Genomic DNA, 25,043 nt, shown 5'->3' on the forward strand with positions numbered 1-25,043 from the left:
CCTCCGACCGCCTGGTTCGTAGCCAGGTACTCTATCCAGCTGAGCTAAGGGCGCACATTGTTACTTCTGTGTTTGCTTGCAAATTCAAACGTGCAAGAAATGGCGGTGAGGGAGGGATTCGAACCCTCGATGCGGCTACAAACCACATACTCCCTTAGCAGGGGAGCGCCTTCGGCCTCTCGGCCACCTCACCGTCTTGCGGAGGCACATATTACGTTTTACCGAAAATATGTCAAACACTTTATTGAAAAAAATTGGACAAAAACACTCAACCGTTTGCTATTTAATCAAAGCGCTTGCAAATTGAACTTATAAGCTTCAAATCGCGCTTTTTCCCTTAAAAATTAAGGTGAAAGATTGGCAATAATAAATAGCCGAAAACAATTATCTAATTTATCCAGCAGCAAGTGCTACCGCTGTTTGCACAATACTACGGGATGCGTATTTGCGCCATAGGGGAAGCTAACAAATCTTGAGTTTGCGCAGACAAAATACCGTGTAATAGCGATGATCGATCCTATTTGTATTTCATAACGTCATAAAGTTCTCACTTCACCGCGTTAAGACTAACCCGTTACCACCCCATCGATGTTCAAATGCGTATTTCCATTCCCCCAAGATCAAAAAAGGCTAGCAACAATGCTAGCCTCTTCTCTACGCAAAAGTATTAGTAGTTGCCAGGTGCAACGTTACCATTACCTTTTTCAGCTTGAATGCGCATGTAGATCTCTTCACGGTGAACAGATACTTCTTTAGGTGCGTTAACACCAATACGTACTTGGTTACCTTTAACGCCTAGTACAGTAACTGTTACTTCGTCACCAATCATCAGTGTTTCGCCAACGCGGCGAGTCAAAATTAGCATTCTTTGCTCCTTGAGTAATCTCTAAATTTATCTAGCTACGCGAGCATTATCCAACAAAAGTTATATTTTCGTAAACTATCGATTGAGTTTATTTAACCAAAATGCACTTCTTTTTTAGGATAACCCTGTGTTTCACGCGCTACGATGTATGCATTGTGTAATATGTTAGCAGCCATATCGACTTGCGTTGGTGATATCACCAAAGTTAAAGACTGCTGTTGCAATAAGTGATGCTGTACATCAATTTCGCCTTCAGACAACAATCCATGTGAACTGACCACAATTTCTTGTGTTCGGCTTCCTACCACAGTTAACAAACTAACCTGTTCACTATTACGGATTTTCTCGTCAAAAACTAGTTTTAATTTAGCACTTATGTCCGGTTTGATAATGAGTGCTGCCCGTTCTGCTTCCTCGATCACACTACAGACTTCAATCCCTAATAAATGGCAATGCGACATGAGAGACGGTAAATCTTGATTCAAACACTCGACGCGAACCATATCTCTTTGAATGGCTATCCCAGCAATATCATTCAAACAGTCATTACCCGCGATAAGAGTTCCCTCGCCTTCTTCAAAGCTCGAAAGCACTCTCAATGGTACATTGTGTCGCCACGCATGTTGAACACATGGAAGGTGTAAAACCTTAGCGCCTCTGCGAGCCATTTCTTCCATAGAGGGAAAGTCTAAGGTATCTAATTTCTTAGATTGCTTAACCACTCTAGGGTCGCAGGAATATACACCATCAACATCGGTATATATCTGACACTCTTTCGCTTGAAGGGCGCCCGCCAACGCAACGGCCGTGGTGTCTGAACCACCTCGCCCTAAGGTTGTGATATCACCTTTTGCATTAACGCCTTGAAAACCTGCAACAATGACAATCTGGTCATCATCTAACAGCGCTTTAATAGGAGCGGTATCAATACGCTCAATCGTCGCATTATTATGATTAGAATCGGTGTGTATTTTGGCTTGATAGCCAGTCATCGATGTCGCTTCATAACCCAACTTGTGCAACGTCATCGCCAACAAAGCCATGGAAACTTGTTCTCCGGCCGTTAACAGCACATCCAACTCTCTAGCGTTTGGTACGCTATCAACTTGTGAAGCTAAGTTAACTAACCGATTTGTTTCACCTGACATAGCAGAAACGACAACCAGGATCTGGTTCCCTTCATTTTTCGCTTCAATGATTTTTTCTGCTACATGATGGATTCGTTCAATTGAACCCACCGACGTTCCACCAAATTTCTGCACGATAAGAGGCATTTTCACCCTTCCTCACCTTCCCAAGACCAATGTCTATATATGACAAAAAAACACATACTCCGCGTCATGGCGAAGCAATAAAAAATTAACCAAGGAGTCTAACGTTACCATTAGCCTTCTTGGTTAATCTCAATCAAACCTTTTTCAAAGGTTCTTCCAATGGGCAAAATAAAAGATGCCCAATCAGTTGATTGGGCATCTTTGTATCAATTACTTAAGCTTAAAGACGCTCTTCAAGCCAAATACGTACTGATTTAAGCGCTTCAGGTAGTGCTTCAACGTCAGTACCACCCGCTTGAGCCATATCTGGACGACCGCCGCCTTTACCGCCAACTTGCTCAGCAACCATCTTAACGAGGTCACCCGCTTTAACTTTGCCGATAAGGTCTTTAGTTACGCCAGCAATCAGGCCAACTTTACCGTCTGCTACGTTCGCGATCAGGATGATGCCGCTACCCACTTGGTTTTTAGCATTATCAACCATAGTACGTAGGTTCTTGTTGTCTGCGCCTTCAATGGCAGCAACCAGTACCTTAGTTCCAGAGATCTCTTCTACTTTACCCATGATGTTTGCACCTTCAGCTGCAGCCATCTTTTCTTTAAGTAGTTGGATTTCTTTCTCTAGCGATTTCGCTTTCTTAGCTGATTCAGCAAGCTTCTCTTCGTAAGCGTTAGCCTGAGCTTCTACTGCATCTAGAGCTGCTTCACCCGTTACCGCTTCAATACGACGAATACCAGCAGCAATACCACCTTCAGAAGTGATCTTGAATAGACCGATATCACCCGTGTTGCTTGCGTGGATACCACCACAAAGCTCAGTAGAGAAATCGCCCATAGACAGAACGCGAACTTCATCATCGTACTTCTCGCCAAACAGTGCCATCGCACCTTTTTCTTTCGCTGACTCGATGTCCATGATGTTAGTTTCAATCACATGGTTCTTACGAACTTGTGCGTTAACTAGACGCTCTACTTCTTTAATCTGTGCTGGTGTTACCGCTTCAAGGTTAGAGAAGTCAAAACGTAGGTTGTCTGGCTTAACTAAAGAACCTTTCTGAGCAACGTGCTCACCTAGCACTTCGCGCAATGCAGAGTGAAGTAAGTGAGTTGCAGAGTGGTTTAGTGAGATAGCAGCACGACGCTCAGCATCAACGCGCGCTTCTACTTTATCGCCTTGAGCAAATACGCCTTCAACGAGCTCACCGTGGTGTGCAAATGCATTACCTAGCTTTTGAGTATCTTGTACTTTGAATAGACCTGACGCTGTGCTTAGCGTACCCGCGTCACCACATTGACCGCCTGACTCAGCGTAGAATGGTGTCTCTTCAAGGATGATGATTGCTTTGTCGCCAGCCGATAGTGAAGATACTTCTTCGCCGTCAACGAATAACGCAGAAATTTCACCCGCACCTTCAGTACCTGTGTAACCACAGAACTCAGTGTTCGTGTCTACTTTGATCGTTGCGTTGTAATCAGTACCGAACTGACCCGCTTCACGTGCACGCTTACGCTGTGCTTCCATCGCCTTCTCAAAGCCTTCTTCATCGATAGTAAAGTCACGTTCGCGAGCTACATCGTTAGTAAGGTCAGCTGGGAAGCCGTATGTATCGTAAAGTTTAAAGACTGTTTCACCGTCAAGCTCTTTACCTTCAAGTGCGTCTAATGCGTCGTTCAGGATAACCATGCCGCGCTCTAGCGTGCGACCAAAGTTCTCTTCTTCGATGCGAAGTACTTTTTCAACAAGCTCTTGCTGTTTCTTAAGCTCTTCAGCTGCAGAACCCATCACTTCAGCCAGTACACCCACAAGTTTGTGGAAGAACACGCCTTGTGCACCAATCTTGTTACCGTGACGCACTGCACGACGAATAATACGACGTAGAACGTAGCCACGACCTTCGTTTGAAGGCATTACGCCATCAGCGATTAGGAATGAACAAGAACGGATGTGGTCAGCGATAACGCGCAGCGATTGGTTCGATAGGTCGTCGTGACCGACTACTTCTGCTGTCGCTTTGATTAGCTTTTGGAATACATCAATTTCGTAGTTAGAGTGAACGCCCTGCATGATTGCAGAGATACGCTCAATACCCATACCAGTATCTACAGCTGGCTTAGGTAGCGGTTCCATAGTGCCGTCAGCGTGACGGTTGAACTGCATGAATACGTTGTTCCAAATCTCGATAAAACGGTCACCATCTTCTTCAGGTGTACCAGGGCGGCCGCCCCAAATGTGTTCACCGTGATCGTAGAAGATCTCAGTACATGGACCACAAGGGCCTGTGTCACCCATTGTCCAGAAGTTATCAGATTCAAACTTCTTGCCGCCTTCTTTGTCGCCGATGCGAACAATCTTGTCAGCTGGAATGCCCACTTTCTTGTTCCAGATTTCGAATGCTTCGTCATCTGTCTCGTAAACCGTTACTAACAGGCGATCTTTTGGCAGACCTAGTGTTTCAGTTAGGAATTCCCAAGCAAAGCCAATCGCTTCTTCTTTGAAGTAGTCGCCAAAGCTGAAGTTGCCTAGCATTTCGAAGAACGTGTGGTGACGAGCCGTGAAACCTACGTTTTCAAGGTCATTGTGTTTACCACCCGCACGTACACAACGCTGAGCCGTAGTTGCTCGAGTGTAGGCACGTTTTTCTGCGCCTAAGAAGCAATCTTTGAATTGGTTCATGCCTGCATTAGTAAATAGCAGGGTTGGATCGTTATGTGGAACTAACGATGAACTGTCTACGATTTGGTGTTCTTTGCTCTCAAAGAACTTAAGGAACGCGTTGCGAACCTCATCAGTGCTCATGTACATGCAGCTCTTCCTGAAAATAGTCGAGTTAGAATTTTGCCGTATTGTAGATCATGGTTAAGGCTTCGACTAGTTTTCTTGTAGAAAAGACACCCTTGGGCAGGATTTTAGTTGGAATTCGATAAAATGAAGAATATTCCACTAGCTCAAGCGAAGAAAAACAAAAAACCTCGCACACTATGTACGAGGTTTATGCTGTTGAGACTCAATCGAAAACCAGTAAAACCGTTATCAATAGCCTGTATTACCTGTTAGTGCTTAGTGCGTAAGATAACCACTTCATTTTGGTCTAGATTAAATGTACCGCTGCCATTAGAAACAACCACTTGGTCAGTGCCTAATACACTGTCGTAAGTTCCATTTGCCAATCCTAAATTCACCGCGTTAACCGATGTACCTTGACCGAGGTTCATTGCAACCACAACTACGTCATCGCCTGCGTTACGTTCATATACCAATACATCATTGCTTATCCAACGCTCGATATAATCACCTTGCTGAACCGCATAGCTGTCCTTACGAAGCTTACTTAATGTTTTTATCATCTTGTAAGCATTGGTCGTTTTATCAAAGCTTGGCATCATTTCACGGTTGTATGGGTCATTACCTTGTTGGCCAAAACCGTTGGTAGTGAAGTTAGCCGCGTAGTGCTCTGTTCCATAGTAAATACATGGAATGCCACGAGAAGTCATAATAAGCGCTAAACCCAGCTCCACTCTGTCTTGTGCAAATGCAACACTTTGACGACCACCCCACTTGTCTTTGCCTGCGCCAAAGTTCTTCGCGTCTGAGCGTAAAACGGTAGAGATACGTGACGCATCGTGGTTATCTAAGAACACCACTTGCCAATCACTGCTTGTGAATTTTTGGTCTCTCAGCTTCATGTAGTTATTAATGGCATACATGCCAGTGCCATTGTGTTGTAGCAAGGCGTTTTCGATGGTGTTTCTCAAACCAAAATCAAGCAATGCAGAGCCTGATGTATTGGCAAAATCGATAGATGCAAAGTTTGATCCCGTTGCGTCAGCACCTGAATCCATCCACTCACCAAAGAAATAGAAATCTTTACCTTGGCTTTTCTTCGCGTATGCGTTTATTTGGCCAGTAAAATCTTGGATAAACTCTTTATCCATATGTTTCACCGCATCAATACGAATCGCATCCACACCTAAGTCTACCCAAAATTTCGCGCCATCAATCAAGTACTGACGCGCAGGGCCATCTTTACGTTGGTCAAAATCGGTTAAGTTAAACAAGGTTTTATTACGGACCGCCCATGCGTCGTTCCATTCCCAATCTTTACCGTTTTCAGCGATCGCTCCATTATGATGGTAATACCCTGCATTATCATTTTTGTAGTCGGTAACTCGGACACCCTTTTTATAAAGTGCACCGTATTCCCCTTCATCATCAGGGTTAGAGTGATTAGGCGCATAGTCCAGCACGAGTTTCATGCCGTAGCTATCCATTTTCGTCTTTAATGCTTTAAAATCTTCAACGGTACCCAGGTGCTCGTCAACTTTAAAGAAGTCACGTCCCCAGTAGCCGTGGTAACCCGCTCCACCCCGACTGTCAGGGACGTTAATGTTATCAGCTGGAGGCGTTATCCAAATGGCCGTGATCCCCATATCATGCAAGTAATCTAGCTTTGCAGTTAAACCTTTTAAGTCACCACCAAAGTATTTTTTGAAATCCGATTTGTCTGCCGAATACATGTCGGCACCCGTCGCTGTATTATTGGCTGAATCGCCATCATAGAAACGGTCAAGAAACACGAAATACATGGTTTCATCACGCATATCAAAGGGCAGTTTTTCATGGACCACCACTTTATTCGTGTCGTCATAGAAATTAATTTCGTAGGTTTTATTAGGGTCAACAGAGAAATTTGATAGAGGGTAGTTTTCAGACCAATCACCAAAGCGATCAACCTTAAAACTAGGAGAGTTCGTTCCATCACCGGTATTAAATTTTTTCACTATTTGCCAGTGGTTTGCTTTCACTTTAACCATAGATTCGGCTTGCCAGTTATTGGCTGTACCACGGAAATAGGCCTGGTTCCAATCTGCCATAGCAGGTAGGGAAGCCAGTAATGCTGATAGCACAATAAGCTTATTCTTCATGTGTCGTCCTTTATTCACGTTATGTTGGTGTAGGTTATTGTTTTATATCCTTGTCACGCGATTTAACTATCAGGTCGTGTTTCGTGAGCATGCTATATAGTCTCCCTCCCATACAACCATTACGGCCGCGTTAAATAATGTCAGAAGCGATGAAGTCAGCTGTACGAATAAAACCTTCCTTATATAAGTTCTATTTAATTGAGGCGTGACAGTATCTTGAGAATGAGTTCTCAGGATTCATTTATATTTTTATTATGCCCTTAAGCCAAAGTGAGATACTTAGGGCATATTATTAAAGTGAGGTGTTAGAACGTTCTATTGAAACCATTCATCTACGATAGTTAATGCCAATAAGGCCTGATTTTACAACGTCAGGTTCTGTTCGGTTTCACCATCAAAAATATGGCAAAAAGCAGAATCAAAATTAAAGCGTACTTGGCTGCCAATATCTGATGTACTTATGCTTTGGTTATTCACTCGCGCAACAATTTCGTTATCACCCAATTTGAAATACAGGTATTTTTCATTCCCTAAGTTTTCAACCACGGTCAGCTCACCAGGGTGTACGTTCACCATCTCATCATCAGCGGCAATATTTATGTGTTCAGGTCGAATGCCTAGACACACGGGCTTATCAATATGATCCACAAGCTTTTCTTGCAAACGTTTAGGAATAATAATTTGGGCGTTAGGGGCAAGTTCCACGTAAATATCATCACCTAACTTGCGTAGGGTTGTGTTCACTAAATTCATGGCTGGGGAGCCGATAAAACCCGCCACAAACTTGTTCTGTGGTGCGTTGTACAAGTTGGTCGGCGTGTCCACTTGCATAATGTTACCTTGATTTAATACACAAATTCGGTCGCCTAAAGTTAAAGCTTCCGTTTGATCGTGCGTGACATAAATCATGGTCGCAGGGTTACCTTCATCTTTAAGAGACTTGTGTAGTTGTGCGATTTTCACACGCATCGAAACACGCAGTTTGGCATCAAGGTTGGATAGAGGCTCATCAAATAAGAATACGTCCGGTTTACGAACAATGGCTCGCCCCACTGCGACACGCTGACGCTGACCACCCGACATTTCTTTAGGCTTACGATACAGGAGATCAGTAATTTCTAGTTTTTCAGCGGCATCTTCTACGCGTTGTTTGATCTCTTCTTTTGGTCGCTTTTGCATTTTCAAACCAAAGGCCATGTTATCGAAGACCGTTTTGTGTGGGTACAACGCATAGTTTTGGAATACCATGGCAATACCACGCTCTTTAGGCGCTAAATCATTCACCACTCTATCGCCAATACGCACTTCGCCTGCTGAGATATCTTCTAAGCCAGCAATCATTCGCAATGTGGTAGATTTGGCGCAACCAGACGGCCCCACAAATACCATGAACTCACCTTCGTGAATATCTAAGTCAATTCCGTGTACGGCTTTAAAACCATTATCGTACTGTTTTTCTACTTTACGCAGGTTAACTGTTGCCATTTGAAACTCCGAATACGGGTTAAATCTTGATAGGTAAAAATCTTTTTAGCCAGTGACTGGAGCTCTCAAGTTACTGGCTAAAAAGACGTAAATGTTAATCATTTAGGGTTTATGTTTAAAACATAGGTACTCTGATATTCAGAGCACCTTTCATCTGTATCACTGCGTTCAACCACGAGTTTATAAAGCGTGGTTATAAATAGTGATATAGAGTGGGTCATGTTGGTTGGCTACATCGCTTATTTACACGCTTTAACCAATGCGCGAACCGGCTTCTTATCTTCGCTAATTTCAACACTCCATAAATATTTGCCATCCTCTGGAATATTAACGGTTGTGTTTTTTGCAAAGCCACCGCGTTTTAGTGCTTTCTCATAACCTGCTGTCATCGACATGCCAGCTGCGGTAAATTGTGGAGACCAGCCCATCGTTGCGAACTGCAAACTTACGTTGCCCGCTTTTTCTTCGCTTACCACTTGGTAAATACCTTTGCCTTTATGCGACATTTGACGGTTTTCCATGTGGATCCACTGACCATCTGGGAAAGTGCCTATAACATAAAGTGAAGGACGAATTGGCCCGCGATCTTCCACCGTGGCGAGATTACAATCGGCGAAAGGACCTGTTGCTTTCATTTGATTAGCTGCTGGCGTGTCAGCTGTGCTCGCACAGCCCATTAACGCTGAAGATAGAAGTGCGGCTACAAGTAGAGTACGTTTCATTGTCATTTCCTTATTATTTTTTATATATGTAGGGTTCTATTCCGTTTTAGTCATCGCGAGTTAGGGCTTTAATTTTTTAAAGCTCTCGGTTCGGCAACCTATAAACGAAATAGTCTCGCTATTAAGCTCTTTTTCGGTACCACCGATCTTTTGTCTGTATCAAGTTCTAACGATTTAGAGTTTGGACGGGGGTTACTGTTTTTTTGATGAGTTAATTTGTTCAATACGGCTAAGTTTTTATAATAAGAACGTGCATCTTTCGCCGGATAACCGAACAGATCACTATTGGCAGGGAAAGAGTGGCTCACACCTGATTTGGCTTTGATAACGGAGTTTTTCCCGATAGTAAGATGCCCTGCGGTACCGGCTTGACCATGTACAATGACATGATCTTCCAAAGTAGTGTGGCCCGCAAAACCAGCCTGAGATACCAGTAAACAATGCTGACCTATTTTGCAGTCATGCCCTATTTGCACTAGGTTATCTATTTTAGTTCCACGACCAATAACGGTGTCGCCTAAAGTGCCTCTGTCGATGGTGTTATTACAGCCAATTTCAACTTCATCACCAATGATCACTCGACCCACACTTTCCACGCGTTCATAACGGGTGTTGTGCCCGGTCATGTATTCGAAGCTGTAATTACCAATGGAGTTGTTAGAGTCGATGGTGACATTGTTACCAATCACTGTGCCTTCTTTGATGACTGTATTGGCATGAATTGCAACGTTATTGCCGATTGTTACACCGTTCATGATTTTAACACCGGGCATGAAATGGCAACCTTCACCTATTTGACAATGCTTTCCGATATAAACATCGGGAGTATCTGATGTATTCCCTTGATCAAATAATTGATATTTTTGAACTTTATAATGACGCATTAGTTGATTGAGCTTCTCAGCTTCGAGCTTCTCAATCACGATTTTTGTTTTTGCTTTAGTCTGTAAAATGGCTTCTGGCCCAACAATGACATCAGCCAAAGTTTCAGATAGCCCTTTTAAATCGGCTTTAGCAAAGACAATGGCTAAGCCGCCCTCTTCTACGCTGGAAACTGGGCGAATCTTCGATATTTCTACCGTGTTATCACCTTCAATTTTTCCACCAACGATTTGGGCGATATCTGAAACTTTGATCATAATATTACTCTGTCATTTGAGTTGTGATTAATACCACTTAGAAGCGGTAAAGCGCTTGTAGGTACATTGTTTCTTGTTCTACAGTTTTCTCTTCGCCTTTCAGCTTAGAGAAAGTCTCTGTGTCTTTAGCCCACTCAAGTTCGCCTTTTACCAACCAATCGTCGCCAATTGCTTGCTCATAGCCTAAAGTTGCCTTACGAATATCTTTGAAGAAAGTTTCGTTCTTTGCCCAACCGTCTGTATGTTTCGTTTCGTTTTCACCAATACGAGCACGAACGTACATAGTGCCGGCTTCTTCAAAGCTGTACTGAACGATTGGCTCAATGTACATCTCGGTGAAATCGCTGGCTTCATTGAGTGAACCGTTAGCGGTTTTCGCTTTATTTTCTTTAACTTGATAGTAGAGCTCAGCTGCAACTTCCCACTGACCAAAGCGCTTGTAAGGTTTAAATAAGAGGCTGTAACCTTCCTCTTCACGAGAACCCCAAGCACTCTTATCTGAATCGTTGTATAGGTACTCTAGGTTTGAATAGAAACCCGCTGAATATTCATTATTCCAGTACGTGAGGTATGGACGAATACTGTGCTCAGCTTTCGTGGTTTTCAAGCCGTCTACTTTCGCAGAGGTAACAATATCACCCTTTGTATATTCCAACTCATAGATCAAGCCCGTTCCCCAACCATTTCCTAGTTGAAAACTTTTGTTTAATGATAATAAGTGCTTATATCCATTTTCTGTTTCTGCGTATGCGCCTTTCTTTTTCTTACGATTTTCAAGTTTGAACGCGTAAAGTGCGGTCGCATTCCAAGCAGCGTTGTTATAGAAGACGTTAAACACTTCATGAGTCGTTGTACGCTCTTTAGACTTGCCGCCACCCCATGATGCAAAATCAGTGATGTTTTTCTCTTCGACTTCAATCGATGTTCCAACATGCCCACCAAATTTTAAAGCGTCATAAAAAAAGATATCACTTGGAGACATAGTTCGGTCATCAGCAGCCGAAGCGCCAGCACTAATAAGTAAAGTGTTGGTAATCACTACAGACAATAATGTTTTTTTCACGGTCATTCCTTATTGATTCTTCACTGAATCATTTGTTGTTATTTGTAGGGTTATTTTTGTTCACTGTTTCTCTTTATCTATCCACTGTGTCTCTTGATAGGCTTGCTGATTTCGCAACATTTAACCAGAAAAACATAGTCGTCCGTAATGAACGCCTATTTATTGTTCTAGAATTATAAATGTTTTGCTCCCTATTGAATTTAGAAATGAGAGATCAGTCACCCTTGACTGCGGAGATTATTGATCACCATCACAAACGGTAGGCTTTTCATTAATCTAAGTATCAAAACGAACAAAGAACCGCTCAAAAGCCCCAATAAACAAGACATAAAGCCCTATAGCTACCAGATGTAAAAAGCACAAACGGAAGGTGATAACCATCACAAATACGCTGACATTTCAACCAGGTGATGTTGACATATTGTCGGTGAGACATAACATAGTAGTACTTAACGAACTACTACCAAGAATTTAAATAGCGCGGTGTCAGTATGAAAAATTCAGGAATGAAAAAGAATCTATTCGCGGCAGCCTTAATGGCGGCAACGTTAACGACCAGTACATTAACGGCTGCAGCCGATGCAAACGCAGACACAATTCAGCCAGAAAATGGGGCTGAGTTGTTAATCTGGACCGACAAAACAACACTCGACTACATGGAGTACGCCGCTCAGTCCTTTAATAAGGAGTTAGGATACGATATTGATTTTTCATTCCGTGGGTTAGCGCCGATCGATGCCGCTTCTCGTTTGATTCAGGATGGCGGCTCTGCTCGCGTGGCAGATGTAGTAGAGATTGAACATGACTTATTAGGGCGATTAGTCGTGGCAGGTGGGGCGATGGAGAATCTGGTATCTGCCGAACGTATCTCGAATACTTTTATGCCAAATGCGATTAATGCGTCTCAAGCTGAAGGGGTGAGCTATGGCTTCCCAGTTAGCTTCGCCACTACCGCTCTGTTCTACAATAAAGATTTACTGACTAAAGCACCTGAAACTTTTGAAGAAATTATTGAATTTTCAAAAACTTTCAACAATAAGCAAGAGCATAAATACGCACTGCTTTGGGACATACAGAACTATTACGAGTCTCGTATGTTTGTCACGCTTTACGGCGCATACGAATTTGGTAGTAACGGTACCGATGCAAAAGACATCGGCATCAATTCTGAAAAAGCCCAACAAGGCTTAGAAGCAATGAAAACCCTGCAAGTGGCCAACAATTCAAATCCGGTTGATATGCGCAACCCGCAAGTACGTCGTGGCTTATTTAATGAAGGAAAAGTCGCCGCTATTATCGACGGTCCTTGGGCAATCGAAGGGTATCAAGAATCAGGTATAAATCTTGGTGTTGTACCTATGCCTAAACTAGCAGGCCAACAACCACGCACTTTTGCAACTGTTCGTCTTGCGGTTGTGTCTTCTTACACTGAGTATCCGAAAGCCGCACAATTATTTGCAGACTACCTTACTTCCGACGCGATGCTGAAAAAACGCTATGAGATGTCAAGAGCACTCCCTCCGATCCAGTCAGTTATGGAAGAGATCATTGTTGATGCCGATGAAGCAACTTACGCCATTATTACGCAAGGTTTCTACTCAGACGCAATGCCATCGATTCCTGAAATGGGCTTCATTTGGTCACCAATGGCCAGTGCTATTACAGACTACTGGGTAAACGATAAACCTGCGAGTTCTGTTCTTGACCGTGCGCTTTCGATCATCGAAGAACAAATAGAATTACAAGAGTAACCTCTGAACTCCCGTCGCGACTCACAAGCGACTTAGCTCATGCGCTGTGTCAAAGCCACAGCGCTAGTTCAGGGCGTGACCAGAAAACGAATACATAACGACAACCTAAACAATAGAGATAAACAATGTTGTTAACAGAGAATCAGCCGGCATCACGAATGCCCGCTTCACTCCTTATTATGGGGAGTACACAGATCGTAAAAGGTCATTGGATAAAAGGCGGTGTATTTTTAGCCATGCAGCTAATCACATTGTTGATTCTCCCGGAGCTGTTGGCCTCGCTAAAAGGCTTAGTCACTTTAGGAGATGTCGCTCAAGTTCGTGAAGGCTTTAAAATATTACAGGGCGATAACTCTGTCTTTATGTTGGTCGAAGGGGTCATAGCCCTGCTCTACAGCTTCTTATTCATCTGTCTGTACATCACTAATGTCCAAGATGCAAAAGTCAGCCTTAAGTCACGACTGAACCTTCGAGAACAATTTAAAGACATTTACGACCAAAAGTTCGCGTTCATCATGCTATCGCCAGCTTTTATTGCCAGTATCGCATTCATTATTTTGCCAATCATTATTACGGTACTCGTCTCTTTCACTAACTATTCGGCACCTCATCATATCCCACCAAGAAACCTCGTCGATTGGGTGGGGTTTAAAAACTTTGTTTCACTATTTGAACTGAAAATATGGTCGAGCACTTTCTTCGGTGTCGCTTCTTGGACGGTTCTGTGGGCATTTTTTGCCACCATATGTACTTGTGGGTTTGGTTTTTTACTGGCGCTTGCGCTGCAAAATCGAAACATTAAAGCAAAAAAAGCATGGCGCTTTATCTTTATTCTCCCTTATGCCATTCCTGCTTTCGTGACCTTATTGATGTTCCGCTTGCTACTGAATGGTATTGGACCAGTCAACGCAACGTTAAACTCGTGGGGCTTTGATTCGATTGCCTTCTTATCAGACCCTTTCACCGCAAAAATTACCGTTATCGCGGTGAGTGTTTGGGTTGGCGCACCTTACTTTATGCTGCTTATTGCAGGGGCACTGACTAACATTTCAAGCGAACTTTATGAAGCCAGTGAAGTCGATGGTGCAAGCAAGTTCCAGCAATTTAAAGAAATCACCCTGCCTATGGTGTTGCACCAAGTGGCCCCATCGTTGGTCATGACCTTTGCCCATAACTTCAATAACTTTGGGGCGATTTACCTGTTAACCGAAGGGGGTCCTATCAACCCTGAATATCGATTCGCAGGACATACCGACATTCTGATCACTTGGATTTACAAGCTCACGCTCGACTTCCAGCAGTATCAAATCGCTTCGGTTATCTCAATCATTATCTTCTTGTTCTTGTCTGGTATTGCGATATGGCAATTCAGCCGCATGAAGTCATTCAAAGACGATGTAGGTATGTAACATGGCTAATTTAAATAGTACGAATAAGTTAATTAACATGGACAAATACATTGGCAAAATAGGCACCCTAGTCGTGTACCTATTTCTCATTGCCAACGCATTATTAGTACTTGGACCAGTGATTTGGACAGTGCTAGCTTCATTCAAAACAGGGAATAACTTATTCAGTTCTTCTTTCACAAGTATTGACTTTACGCTCGACCACTACCGCGCATTGTTCACGGACACACCCTATTTAGACTGGTATAAAAACACCTTTCTTCTCGCGACAGCGAATATGGTTATCTCACTGGTTGTCGTGACTATTTCAGCGTTTGTGTTCTCTCGCTACCGCTTCAATGGTAAGCGCAACATTATGATGAGCATTCTTGTATTGCAGATGTTCCCGGCCTTTCTTTCGATGACGGCTATCTACATCTTGCTATCAAAAATGGGATTGATTGATACCTATGCTGGCTTGTTATTTGTGTATGTAACGGGCTCATTACCATTCATGATTTGGTTGGTGAAAGGTTATTTCGATGCCATTCCCACTTCATTAGATGAAGCAGCAAAAATTGATGGCGCAGGCCACATGACGATTTTCCTCGAGATCATTCTCCCTCTCGCGAAACCTATCTTAGTGTTTGTTGGTTTAGTGTCTTTCACCGCACCTTGGATGGACTTCATTTTACCTACGCTGATCTTACGCAGCGAAGAAAAAATGACGCTAGCCATCGGTATTTTCAGTTGGATTTCATCTAACTCAGCGGAGAATTTTACGCTGTTTGCCGCGGGTTCATTATTGGTTGCAGTGCCCATCACTTTGCTATTTGTTGCGACTCAAAAACACATTACTACCGGCCTCGTCAGCGGTGCAGTTAAAGAATAATAATTAGGGATGATTTCCGCTATGGCTATTACAAATTCAGTTATCAACAAACCGATTACAAAAAGCTCGCTGACTCACTCAGCAAAAAGTGCAGACAGCTACGCTTACAACAATGAAACGCTTCACCTTCGCTTACGCTGTGCAAAAGGCGAACTAGACAAGGTTTCACTTTGGATAGGCGACCCGTACCACTGGGCAGAAGGTGGTCTCGATGGTGGCAACCTAGGTGGCAGTGATGCACACGGTTGGGTGGGTGGCAATGAAGTGACCATGATTCATGAAGGGGAAACCGAGTACCACGACCACTGGTTTGCAGAGTTTACTCCACCGAAACGTCGTAGCCGCTATGGCTTTATTTTGTACGGAAAAGGCGGCGAAAAGATTCTATTTGGAGAAAAACGCTGCGCCGACATTTCAACGACTAAAAACGCAGAAATCGAGCTGAGCAACTTAAGTAATTTCTTCTGTTTTCCTTACATAAACCCTCGTGACGTTTTAAAGACACCGACGTGGATAAAAGACACCATTTGGTACCAAATATTCCCAGAGCGCTTTGCTAATGGTCGCCCTGAAACTTCACCTGCCAACGTGCAGCCTTGGGGAACCAGACCTGTATCCGACAACTTTATGGGTGGCGATTTATGGGGCGTGATCGATAAGCTCGATTACCTGCAAGATCTTGGCGTGAATGGTTTGTATTTGTGCCCTATTTTCACAGCCAACGCCAACCACAAATACGACACTGTCGACTACTACAATGTAGACCCGCACTTTGGCGGCAATGAAGCTTTTAAAGCACTCGTCGATGAAGCCCATAAACGCGGCATGAAAATTATGCTCGACGCGGTGTTCAACCACATTGGGTCTCAATCACCACTATGGCTAGACGTTGTGAATAACGGGGCAAAGTCCAAATACGCCGACTGGTTTTGGATCAATCAGTTCCCTGTATACCCAGATACGCCAAAAGAAGAATGGGATTTCTGGAACTTAAACTACGAAACTTTCGCCAACGTCGTCGAAATGCCAAAGCTGAATACTGAAAATGAAGAGTGTCGTGCATACTTATTAGACGTAGCGCGCCACTGGGTAGAAGAGTTCAACATTGATGGATGGCGTTTAGACGTAGCCAACGAAGTGGACCACGCGTTTTGGCGTGACTTCCGTAAAGTCGTAAAAGATGCCAACCCAGACTGCTACATTCTTGGTGAGATTTGGCACGAAGGTATGCCTTGGTTACGTGGCGACCAATACGATTCGTTGATGAATTACCCGCTGACACAAGCCATTACCGACTACTTTGGTCTTGGCGACGTTGATAAAGAGAGCTTTGTAAATGCAGTGAACGCGTCGTACATGGCATACCCACGCAACGTAAACGAAGCGATGTTTAACTTATTAGATAGCCATGACACCACTCGCATTATCTCTTTATGCCAGGGCGACAAACGTAAAGCTAAATTAGCCTATTTATTTATGTTCACTCAAGTCGGTGCTCCATGCATTTATTATGGTGGCGAAATTGGTATGGATGGCGGCCGCGGCATGGGCAGCGAAGACAACCGAAAATGCATGATATGGGAAGAATCAGAGCAAGACTTAGAATTCAAAAATTTCATTCAAGAAATGATCGCTTTGCGTAAAGCTAATCCCGATTTTAATCAGCCTAGCATTGACTGGTTAAACGTGGAGGATGAAAAAGGGACGGAAGACAAAGAGTGTATCGCTTACCGCCGTGGCAATTTAATGTTTGTTCTAAACAACAGCGATAAAGATAAACAGATCATGCTCGATGGAAAATCACTGACCATTAGCGCTTATGGCTACGTGATTGAGCAAGCGAACTAAATCCAAGTGTTTCTTTAATCAAATCATGCTCATTAAAGCAGAACCAAATATAGTGATGGGAATCGCGATTGATTCCCACTCTATTTACTCGGTCGCCAGCACTTCTAACGGACAAGAGGTGTATAGAATGGTGCAGCGCATTCCTGACGACCTTGCCCACTTGACCCAACATTTGATAAGCCGAATATCGAGCGTCAGCTACCGCTATGGACGTATCGCCACGATAGGCATAAGTGTATCCGAGTTTTTTTTATCTCATTGCCAATCCGCACGTAAACTTGCAAAACCAAGTCCTACTCACTCACCAGAAATCACCCAATTAACACTAAACCTGAATCAGCATTTCAAGGTCGACTGCTCGCTTGTGATGCATTCACACAGTGCGGCCATTGCGTGCGACGCTATTAGTAACGCCATGAAAAGCGCTGACTCAATTGAACAACCACTCTCGGCAGGTTCAAGTCTAAATAAGAGGGCAAGAGATTTATACAAAGAGGCCATACTCAGCGTATTTTTGGGCGATGGTTGTGGCATAAGTTTTTATCAAAATAACGAGCAAGTGCACCACCCATTAAGCTCACATTGGGCACATTCAACGTTACCAAATTTTCAATGGCTCGTTGATGGCTTAACTCCTATATGTCGCTGTGGAAACGAGGCGTGCATTGAACAGTTTTTATCCGCACCAAGTATTGAGCGGCAATATCATCAAGTCGTGCTAAAAGACCAAACTTTAACGCAAATTTTTTCAGGCGTAGACCAAAGTGAACCGCATGCATCGCGCATCTATCGTACTTATATCGACCAATTGGCGCGCAGTTTAGTTAATCCCATTCAACAATTACAGCCTACACGACTCGTATTATCAGGCGAAGCAACGACCTATCCTACATTAACGGCAGATTTAAAAGTCGCATTGTCTCGCTACATTCACGTTAATGAAATTCCAGTGATTATTCACCCAAAACAAGATGAATTCACCTTTGCTCGCGGAGCGTTTCTCATCGCTGAAAAAAATCACAACAATCATTTACGCTCGTCGTGACAAGAATGGTAACCTTAGAAGGAGAAGATATTGAATAGTTTCAGAGGACAACCCGTGTCAGAGCTAGTCACCAAATTAATGGATTTTGGGTTTACCAAAACCGATGCGCTTGTTTATATTAATTTACTCAAAAATGGCCAATCCAGCGGATATAAAATCGCGAAAGAGATCTCTATCTCCCGCTCTTCTGTTTACTCGTCTATCGATAACCTTTACGCCAATGGCTACATTTTCATGTCTGATGGCGACACTAAAGAGTACGAAGCTAAATCACCAGACTTGATTTTCAGCCAGATAGAAAAAAAGACCGTCACTAATATTAATTTCCTTAAATCAGAATTATCTAAGATGATGCTGAAAGAGGAAAAAGAGTTCGTTTACAACGTATCGGGGTTCGACAACTTACTTCAAAAGGCCAAGGAAATCATTAATCAGGCAAATCTAGAAATTTACCTGAATACCGATTTTAACCTTGAATTGTTTGGCAAAGAATTATGCGACGCCGTGGAACGTGGAGTTCGAGTGATTGGCTTTTCATTCAACAAAATGGCGAGCCCACATGAAAAAATAGAATTACATTCGCGTTCTGAAAATGAAGAAACCGAATACCCTTCACACCGCTTTATGTGTGTAGCCGATATGAAGCTCGCCCTCATGTTCTCACACCGTGAAGAAACTTTAGGCTTGTATGCAAACAATCGCTTAATTGTAAAAATGATCGCAGAGCATATTCACAGCGATATTTACCTAACAGAATACGAGCGCCTGGCTCCTAATCAGCACCAACACGTCAGAGTAAATACGATTCACGAACAGCACAATGCTATGGTACTCGACGAGCTTAAGAAGCACTAGTTCAGCAGATCGAATTCAATAATAAGATACGAACAAAGGTCTAGTAATAGGCCTTTAGGGGCAAGAACTTTTGACGGTAATCGATTTAACCCAAAGGGTTTCTTTGATTATTTGATAAAGAATAGACCTATGAGTGCATGACTGTAAGTAATCTAGAGCAACCACCGTCACTTTCCTCTAAACATTCAAATACCTTACATTTTTACGACTGAAACAATAAAGCCTCGAAAATTCGAGGCTTTAAAATCTTTCAAAGTCATGCTTTCTTATGAAGGTGACTTAACAAAACGTTAGCTTATAGCTCTTCGTTTTCTTCTTCCTTCTCTGCACCTTTCTCTTCAAGCACAGCAGGAGTTAGCAGTAACTCACGAAGTTTAGTATCAATTTCTAGAGCAACTTCTGGGTTTTCACGCAGGTATTTACCAGCGTTAGCTTTACCTTGGCCGATCTTGTCGCCTTTGTAGCTGTACCAAGCGCCTGCTTTTTCTACTAGCTTATTCTTAACACCTAAGTCGATAAGCTCACCTTCGCGGTTGAAGCCCTTGCCGTAAAGGATTTGAGTTTCAGCTTGTTTGAATGGTGCAGCAATCTTGTTCTTAACAACCTTGATACGAGTTTCGTTACCAACAACTTCATCACCATCTTTAATCGCGCCAGTACGGCGAATATCAAGACGAACAGATGCGTAGAACTTAAGTGCGTTACCACCTGTTGTTGTTTCAGGGTTACCAAACATCACACCAATTTTCATACGAATTTGGTTAATGAAGATAGCCATACAGTTAGACTGCTTAAGGTTACCTGTTAGCTTACGCATTGCTTGAGAAAGCATACGTGCTTGAAGCCCCATGTGGCTATCGCCCATTTCGCCTTCGATTTCTGCTTTAGGTGTTAGTGCTGCTACTGAGTCAATAACAAGAACATCGATAGCACCTGAACGAGCCAGTGCATCACAAATTTCTAGAGCTTGTTCGCCTGTATCTGGTTGAGACACAAGCAAAGCGTCGATATCAACACCCAACTTTTGAGCGTAGATAGGGTCTAGTGCGTGCTCGGCATCGACGAATGCACACGTTTTGCCCACTTTCTGTGCTGCAGCAATAAGCTCAAGCGTTAGCGTTGTTTTACCTGATGATTCTGGACCGTAAACTTCTACGATACGTCCCATCGGTAGGCCACCAGCACCTAGTGCGATATCTAGAGATAGAGAACCTGTAGAAATAGTTTCTACGTCCATTGTGCGGTTATCACCAAGACGCATGATTGAACCTTTACCAAATTGCTTTTCAATCTGACCAAGGGCTGCGGCTAACGCTTTTTGTTTATTCTCGTCCATTACTATCTCCACATAATCGGTTGTCTTAACAAGCGATCTAGAATCTATTTCTAACCCACATAGGGGTGACTAATTGGCTTTTATTATACTGTTGATTCATACAGTGTCTATACCTGTATGAAAATAATTTGTACAAATGTTACTTACCTTCCATTGATAGGTAATCATAAATAACTTGTAGGGCATGGTGCGTGGCTTGTTGGCGTACTTGTGATCTGTCGCCTGTAAATACATGCGTTTCTACTTTATCCCAACCGTTTAGTGCTTTCCAAGCGAAACATACCGTTCCAACAGGCTTATCTTCGGTCGCGCCACCTGGGCCAGCAATACCACTGATCGATACAGAGATAGTCCCATTTGAATGTTGCAATGCCCCGCTCGCCATTTCTATTACGACAGGCTCACTCACCGCACCGAACTCAACTAAGGTTTTAAGCTGTACGCCGATCATCTCTTGCTTCGCTTCATTGCTATAAGTAACAAAAGCGCGATCAAACCAACCAGAGCTCCCTGCGATATCCGTCACCGCGCTAGCAACCCCACCGCCAGTACAAGATTCAGCCGTCACTAAAACGTGTTTATGTTTAGCGAGTAAGTATCCAAGCTGTTCACTAAGATCTTGAGTCATCTGCATCATCAACTTCCCTTTATCTACTGTCATATCATTCGGATTCGCATCTTTTCGCATGTGTCGCTTTTCGCACGAAACGCTTTCACGTATCCTAAGCCGCAATAGAAATAAACGAAAGAAGTTAACTGTGAAAGCCGATCAAAAACATACTCCCATGATGCAGCAGTACCTAAAGCTAAAAGCAGAAAATCCAGAAATTCTGCTGTTCTACCGCATGGGCGATTTCTACGAGCTTTTCTATGATGATGCTAAAAAAGCTTCTCAACTCCTCGATATTTCACTGACTAAACGTGGTTCATCAAATGGTGAACCGATTCCTATGGCGGGTGTTCCTTACCATGCCGTTGAAGGGTACCTTGCAAAGTTAGTGCAACTTGGTGAATCCGTAGCAATTTGTGAGCAGATTGGTAATCCAGCAACTTCAAAGGGCCCGGTTGAGCGTGCTGTCGTGCGTATCGTTACACCCGGAACCGTGACCGATGAGGCTTTGCTTTCTGAGCGCATTGATAACCTGATTGCAGCCATCTACCATCACAACGGTAAGTTTGGTTACGCGACACTGGATATTACCTCTGGTAGATTCCAACTTTGCGAACCAGAAACCGAAGAAGCAATGGCGGCAGAACTGCAGAGAACCTCACCTCGTGAGCTACTGTTCCCTGAAGATTTCGAACCTGTAAATCTAATGGCAAGCCGTAATGGCAATCGCCGCCGCCCGGTATGGGAATTTGAATTAGATACCGCGAAGCAGCAATTGAATAAGCAGTTTGGTACTCGCGATCTGGTTGGCTTTGGCGTAGAAGGCGCGAAACTAGGCTTATGTGCGGCTGGTTGTTTGATCCAATACGTGAAAGATACCCAACGTACTGCCCTTCCACATATCCGTTCACTGACGATGGATAAGCAAGATCACTCGGTGATCCTCGATGCAGCGACTCGTCGTAATTTGGAGATCACGCAAAATCTTGGTGGTGGTACTGATAACACCCTTGCCGAAGTACTTGATCACACCGCGACGGCTATGGGTAGCCGTATGCTTAAGCGCTGGTTACATCAACCAATGCGCAATATCTCTGCACTCGATCAGCGCCTAGATGCTATTGGTGAAATGAAAGATTTGGCTCTCTTTACAGAGCTACAGCCAACCTTGAAACAGATCGGGGATATCGAACGTATTCTTGCTCGACTAGCACTTCGCTCAGCTCGTCCTCGTGATATGGCACGACTTCGCCAAGCGATGGAATATTTGCCAGAACTTGCAGAAACACTGACGCAATTAAAGCACCCATACCTAACTCAACTTGCTCAATATGCCTCGCCTGTGGATGAGGTTTCTGAACTACTTGAGCGAGCGATCAAAGAAAACCCTCCCGTGGTTATCCGTGACGGTGGTGTAATTGCAGAAGGCTACAATGCCGAGTTAGACGAATGGCGCGACCTTGCAGCTGGCGCAACCGAATTTCTTGATAAACTTGAGCAAGAAGAGCGCGAACGTCATGGTATCGATACACTTAAAGTGGGCTACAACAACGTACACGGTTTCTTCATTCAAGTAAGCCGCGGACAAAGCCACCTTGTGCCACCACACTATGTTCGCCGTCAAACGCTGAAAAATGCAGAGCGTTACATCATTCCTGAGCTAAAAGAGCACGAAGACAAAGTGCTTAGCTCTAAATCGAAAGCCCTAGCTATCGAGAAGAAGTTGTGGGATGAGTTGTTTGATTTGTTACTGCCTTATCTAGAGCGACTACAAAACATTGCTTCTTCAGTGTCTCAACTGGATGTTCTACAAAACTTAGCTGAACGCGCAGACACCCTTGATTACTGTCGTCCAACCATGACAGAGTCTGCTGGCGTACAAATTCAGGCGGGTCGTCACCCCGTTGTTGAACAAGTAATGGACGAACCGTTTATTGCTAACCCTATCGACCTCAATGAACAACGTAAGATGCTGATCATCACAGGTCCAAACATGGGTGGTAAGTCGACCTACATGCGTCAGACCGCACTCATTGCGCTGATGGCTCATATTGGTTGTTATGTTCCAGCAGAAAGCGCGACGATTGGTTCTATCGACCGTATCTTCACTCGTATTGGCGCATCCGATGATTTGGCTTCGGGTCGTTCAACCTTCATGGTTGAGATGACAGAAACCGCAAACATTCTGCACAACGCGACACCAAATAGCCTTGTGTTAATGGATGAAATCGGTCGTGGTACCAGTACTTACGATGGTCTGTCTCTGGCTTGGGCAAGTGCGGAATGGCTAGCCAATCAAATCAATGCGATGACACTATTTGCAACGCACTACTTTGAGCTAACTGAGCTACCAAACCAAATACCAACCTTAGCGAACGTACACTTAGATGCGGTTGAACATGGCGACAGCATTGCCTTTATGCACGCAGTTCAAGAAGGTGCCGCAAGTAAATCTTACGGCCTTGCGGTTGCAGGATTGGCTGGCGTGCCTAAAGCAGTGATCAAAAACGCACGTGCGAAGCTGACTCAGCTAGAAGCATTGAGTATCGACTCTCCGACATCAAAGCCAAGTGGCGTTGATATCGCGAACCAACTGAGCCTGATACCTGAACCAAGTGAAGTAGAACAAGCACTTGCGAATGTTGATCCTGATGATCTGACACCTCGCCAAGCATTGGAAGAACTCTACCGCTTGAAGAAGCTGCTTTAGTTTCTTATCAAGTAGCTTGTTATTGCCGTCCGTGATTTTGATTAGACGGCATGAAATACCAAAGCCACAAACAAAAAAAACGCTGACTTTAAGTCAGCGTTTTTATTTGCCTTCTATTTAGAGAAGCAGCATCATCCGTTCAATTAGTCGTTTTCTACGTTGAACAGGTTTTCCATATTCAGACCTTGCTTGATAAGAATCTCACGTAGACGACGCAGGCCTTCAACTTGGATTTGACGAACACGTTCACGAGTCAGGCTGATTTCACGGCCTACTTCTTCTAATGTTGACGGTTCATAACCTAATAGTCCAAATCGACGTGCAAGCACTTCTTTCTGCTTAGGATTCAGCTCATCAAGCCAGAAAATCAACGAGTTCTTAATATCGCTATCTTGAGTTGAAACCTCAGGATCTGAGTTATTGATGTCCGGAATAATATCCAGTAGCGCTTTCTCACCATCACCACCGATAGGTGTATCAACGGAGCTCACTCTTTCGTTTAGACGAAGCATCTTGCTCACATCACCAACAGGTTTGTCTAGCTTAGAAGCAATTTCTTCTGCCGTTGGTTCATGGTCAAGTTTTTGTGATAGCTCTCGTGCCGTACGCAGGTAGATATTCAGCTCTTTCACAACATGAATTGGCAAACGGATAGTGCGAGTCTGATTCATTAGCGCGCGTTCAATGGTTTGACGAATCCACCATGTTGCGTAAGTTGAGAAGCGGAAGCCACGCTCTGGATCAAATTTCTCTACGGCGCGAATCAAACCTAGGTTGCCTTCTTCAATAAGATCGAGAAGTGCAAGACCACGGTTGCTATAACGACGAGAAATTTTTACCACCAAACGCAGGTTACTTTCGATCATGCGTTTGCGTGCTGCTTCATCACCGCGTAGAGCTCGACGTGCATAAAGCACTTCTTCTTCAGCGGTTAATAGTGGTGAGAAACCGATTTCGCCTAAGTAGAGTTGAGTCGCATCTAAGCTTTTAGACGTAACTTCAGTCTCTTCTTTCGCTTCGGTTTTCTTAGTGACTGTTCGTTTTGCTTTTCCAAGAGCTTCCTGTTCCGTGGTTGCTTGGTTAAGATCGAACTCTTCTTTGGTTACTGCATTGCTTATACTCATAACGCCTCCCCCT

General features: G+C 43.7%; 18 protein-coding genes and 1 tRNA gene. 7 read left to right on the plus strand and 12 right to left on the minus strand.

Annotation, left to right across the window (positions count from 1 at the left end):
* Positions 1 to 100: 100 nt before the first annotated feature.
* The 9 genes from ACED25_RS10185 to ACED25_RS10225 all read right to left on the minus strand — a co-directional run bounded on the left by ACED25_RS10185 (position 101) and on the right by ACED25_RS10225 (position 11,477).
* A tRNA-Ser gene (locus tag ACED25_RS10185) sits at positions 101 to 193 on the minus strand.
* A gap of 474 nt (positions 194 to 667) precedes the next feature.
* Positions 668 to 865 (minus strand): carbon storage regulator CsrA, encoded by a 198-nt coding sequence (gene csrA / locus ACED25_RS10190; RefSeq protein WP_009847619.1) that lies wholly within the window; start codon positions 863 to 865, stop codon positions 668 to 670.
* 92 nt (positions 866 to 957) lie between these two features.
* Positions 958 to 2,139 carry an aspartate kinase gene (locus tag ACED25_RS10195; protein ID WP_080518014.1) on the minus strand — a complete coding sequence of 394 codons (1,182 nt, stop codon included), beginning with the start codon at positions 2,137 to 2,139 and terminating at the stop codon, positions 958 to 960.
* A gap of 220 nt (positions 2,140 to 2,359) precedes the next feature.
* A complete protein-coding gene (gene alaS / locus ACED25_RS10200) occupies positions 2,360 to 4,942 on the minus strand; it encodes an alanine--tRNA ligase (RefSeq protein WP_371695207.1) in 2,583 nt (860 codons plus the stop codon).
* Positions 4,943 to 5,190: 248 nt separating this feature from the next.
* A complete protein-coding gene (locus tag ACED25_RS10205) occupies positions 5,191 to 7,062 on the minus strand; it encodes an alpha-amylase family glycosyl hydrolase (protein WP_371695208.1) in 1,872 nt (623 codons plus the stop codon).
* A 363-nt stretch (positions 7,063 to 7,425) separates the two neighbouring features.
* Entirely contained in the window at positions 7,426 to 8,547 is a 1,122-nt protein-coding gene (locus tag ACED25_RS10210) for an ABC transporter ATP-binding protein (protein ID WP_371695209.1), read from the minus strand.
* Positions 8,548 to 8,786: 239 nt separating this feature from the next.
* Complete coding sequence (locus ACED25_RS10215) at positions 8,787 to 9,269, minus strand: glycosidase (RefSeq protein ID WP_371695210.1); 483 nt, start codon at positions 9,267 to 9,269, stop codon at positions 8,787 to 8,789.
* A 98-nt stretch (positions 9,270 to 9,367) separates the two neighbouring features.
* Entirely contained in the window at positions 9,368 to 10,408 is a 1,041-nt protein-coding gene (gene lpxD, locus ACED25_RS10220; RefSeq protein WP_017097678.1) for a UDP-3-O-(3-hydroxymyristoyl)glucosamine N-acyltransferase, read from the minus strand.
* A gap of 37 nt (positions 10,409 to 10,445) precedes the next feature.
* A complete protein-coding gene (locus tag ACED25_RS10225) occupies positions 10,446 to 11,477 on the minus strand; it encodes a hypothetical protein (protein WP_012604766.1) in 1,032 nt (343 codons plus the stop codon).
* Positions 11,478 to 11,977: 500 nt separating this feature from the next.
* Here ACED25_RS10225 and ACED25_RS10230 point away from each other — a divergent pair, with 500 nt between their 5' ends.
* From ACED25_RS10230 to ACED25_RS10255, 6 genes are all read left to right on the plus strand, one after another.
* Entirely contained in the window at positions 11,978 to 13,222 is a 1,245-nt protein-coding gene (locus tag ACED25_RS10230) for a maltose ABC transporter substrate-binding protein (protein ID WP_371695211.1), read from the plus strand.
* Between the two features lie 125 nt (positions 13,223 to 13,347).
* Positions 13,348 to 14,631: a carbohydrate ABC transporter permease gene (locus ACED25_RS10235; RefSeq protein ID WP_371695212.1), complete on the plus strand. Its 1,284-nt coding sequence runs from the start codon at positions 13,348 to 13,350 to the stop codon at positions 14,629 to 14,631.
* Between the two features lie 37 nt (positions 14,632 to 14,668).
* Positions 14,669 to 15,502 carry a sugar ABC transporter permease gene (locus ACED25_RS10240; RefSeq protein ID WP_029223077.1) on the plus strand — a complete coding sequence of 278 codons (834 nt, stop codon included), beginning with the start codon at positions 14,669 to 14,671 and terminating at the stop codon, positions 15,500 to 15,502.
* A 9-nt stretch (positions 15,503 to 15,511) separates the two neighbouring features.
* Positions 15,512 to 17,350 (plus strand): glycoside hydrolase family 13 protein, encoded by a 1,839-nt coding sequence (locus ACED25_RS10245; protein ID WP_371695213.1) that lies wholly within the window; start codon positions 15,512 to 15,514, stop codon positions 17,348 to 17,350.
* Positions 17,334 to 18,395, plus strand: a complete 1,062-nt coding sequence (locus ACED25_RS10250; protein WP_371695214.1) for an ROK family protein — start codon at positions 17,334 to 17,336, stop codon at positions 18,393 to 18,395. Before ACED25_RS10245 ends, ACED25_RS10250 begins: the two co-directional genes overlap by 17 nt.
* Before the next feature lie 54 nt (positions 18,396 to 18,449).
* Positions 18,450 to 19,250, plus strand: coding sequence for a TrmB family transcriptional regulator (locus ACED25_RS10255; RefSeq protein ID WP_009847632.1), 801 nt, complete (start codon positions 18,450 to 18,452; stop codon positions 19,248 to 19,250).
* Positions 19,251 to 19,545: 295 nt separating this feature from the next.
* Here the strand turns inward: ACED25_RS10255 and recA are convergent, their stop codons facing one another.
* Both recA and ACED25_RS10265 read right to left on the minus strand, forming a co-directional pair.
* Positions 19,546 to 20,586: a recombinase RecA gene (gene recA / locus ACED25_RS10260; protein WP_009847633.1), complete on the minus strand. Its 1,041-nt coding sequence runs from the start codon at positions 20,584 to 20,586 to the stop codon at positions 19,546 to 19,548.
* A 139-nt stretch (positions 20,587 to 20,725) separates the two neighbouring features.
* Complete coding sequence (locus tag ACED25_RS10265) at positions 20,726 to 21,220, minus strand: CinA family protein (protein ID WP_029225457.1); 495 nt, start codon at positions 21,218 to 21,220, stop codon at positions 20,726 to 20,728.
* Between the two features lie 124 nt (positions 21,221 to 21,344).
* Between ACED25_RS10265 and mutS the strand changes: the two genes are divergently transcribed.
* Positions 21,345 to 23,906 carry a DNA mismatch repair protein MutS gene (gene mutS / locus ACED25_RS10270; RefSeq protein WP_371695215.1) on the plus strand — a complete coding sequence of 854 codons (2,562 nt, stop codon included), beginning with the start codon at positions 21,345 to 21,347 and terminating at the stop codon, positions 23,904 to 23,906.
* Positions 23,907 to 24,049: 143 nt separating this feature from the next.
* Here the strand turns inward: mutS and rpoS are convergent, their stop codons facing one another.
* The gene (gene rpoS, locus ACED25_RS10275; RefSeq protein WP_009847636.1) at positions 24,050 to 25,030 is read right to left on the minus strand and encodes an RNA polymerase sigma factor RpoS; all 981 of its coding nucleotides are present in this window, start codon (positions 25,028 to 25,030) and stop codon (positions 24,050 to 24,052) included.
* Positions 25,031 to 25,043 lie beyond the last annotated feature (13 nt).

The organism is Vibrio sp. 1F263 (assembly GCF_041439035.1).
Classification (GTDB): domain Bacteria; phylum Pseudomonadota; class Gammaproteobacteria; order Enterobacterales; family Vibrionaceae; genus Vibrio; species Vibrio tasmaniensis_A.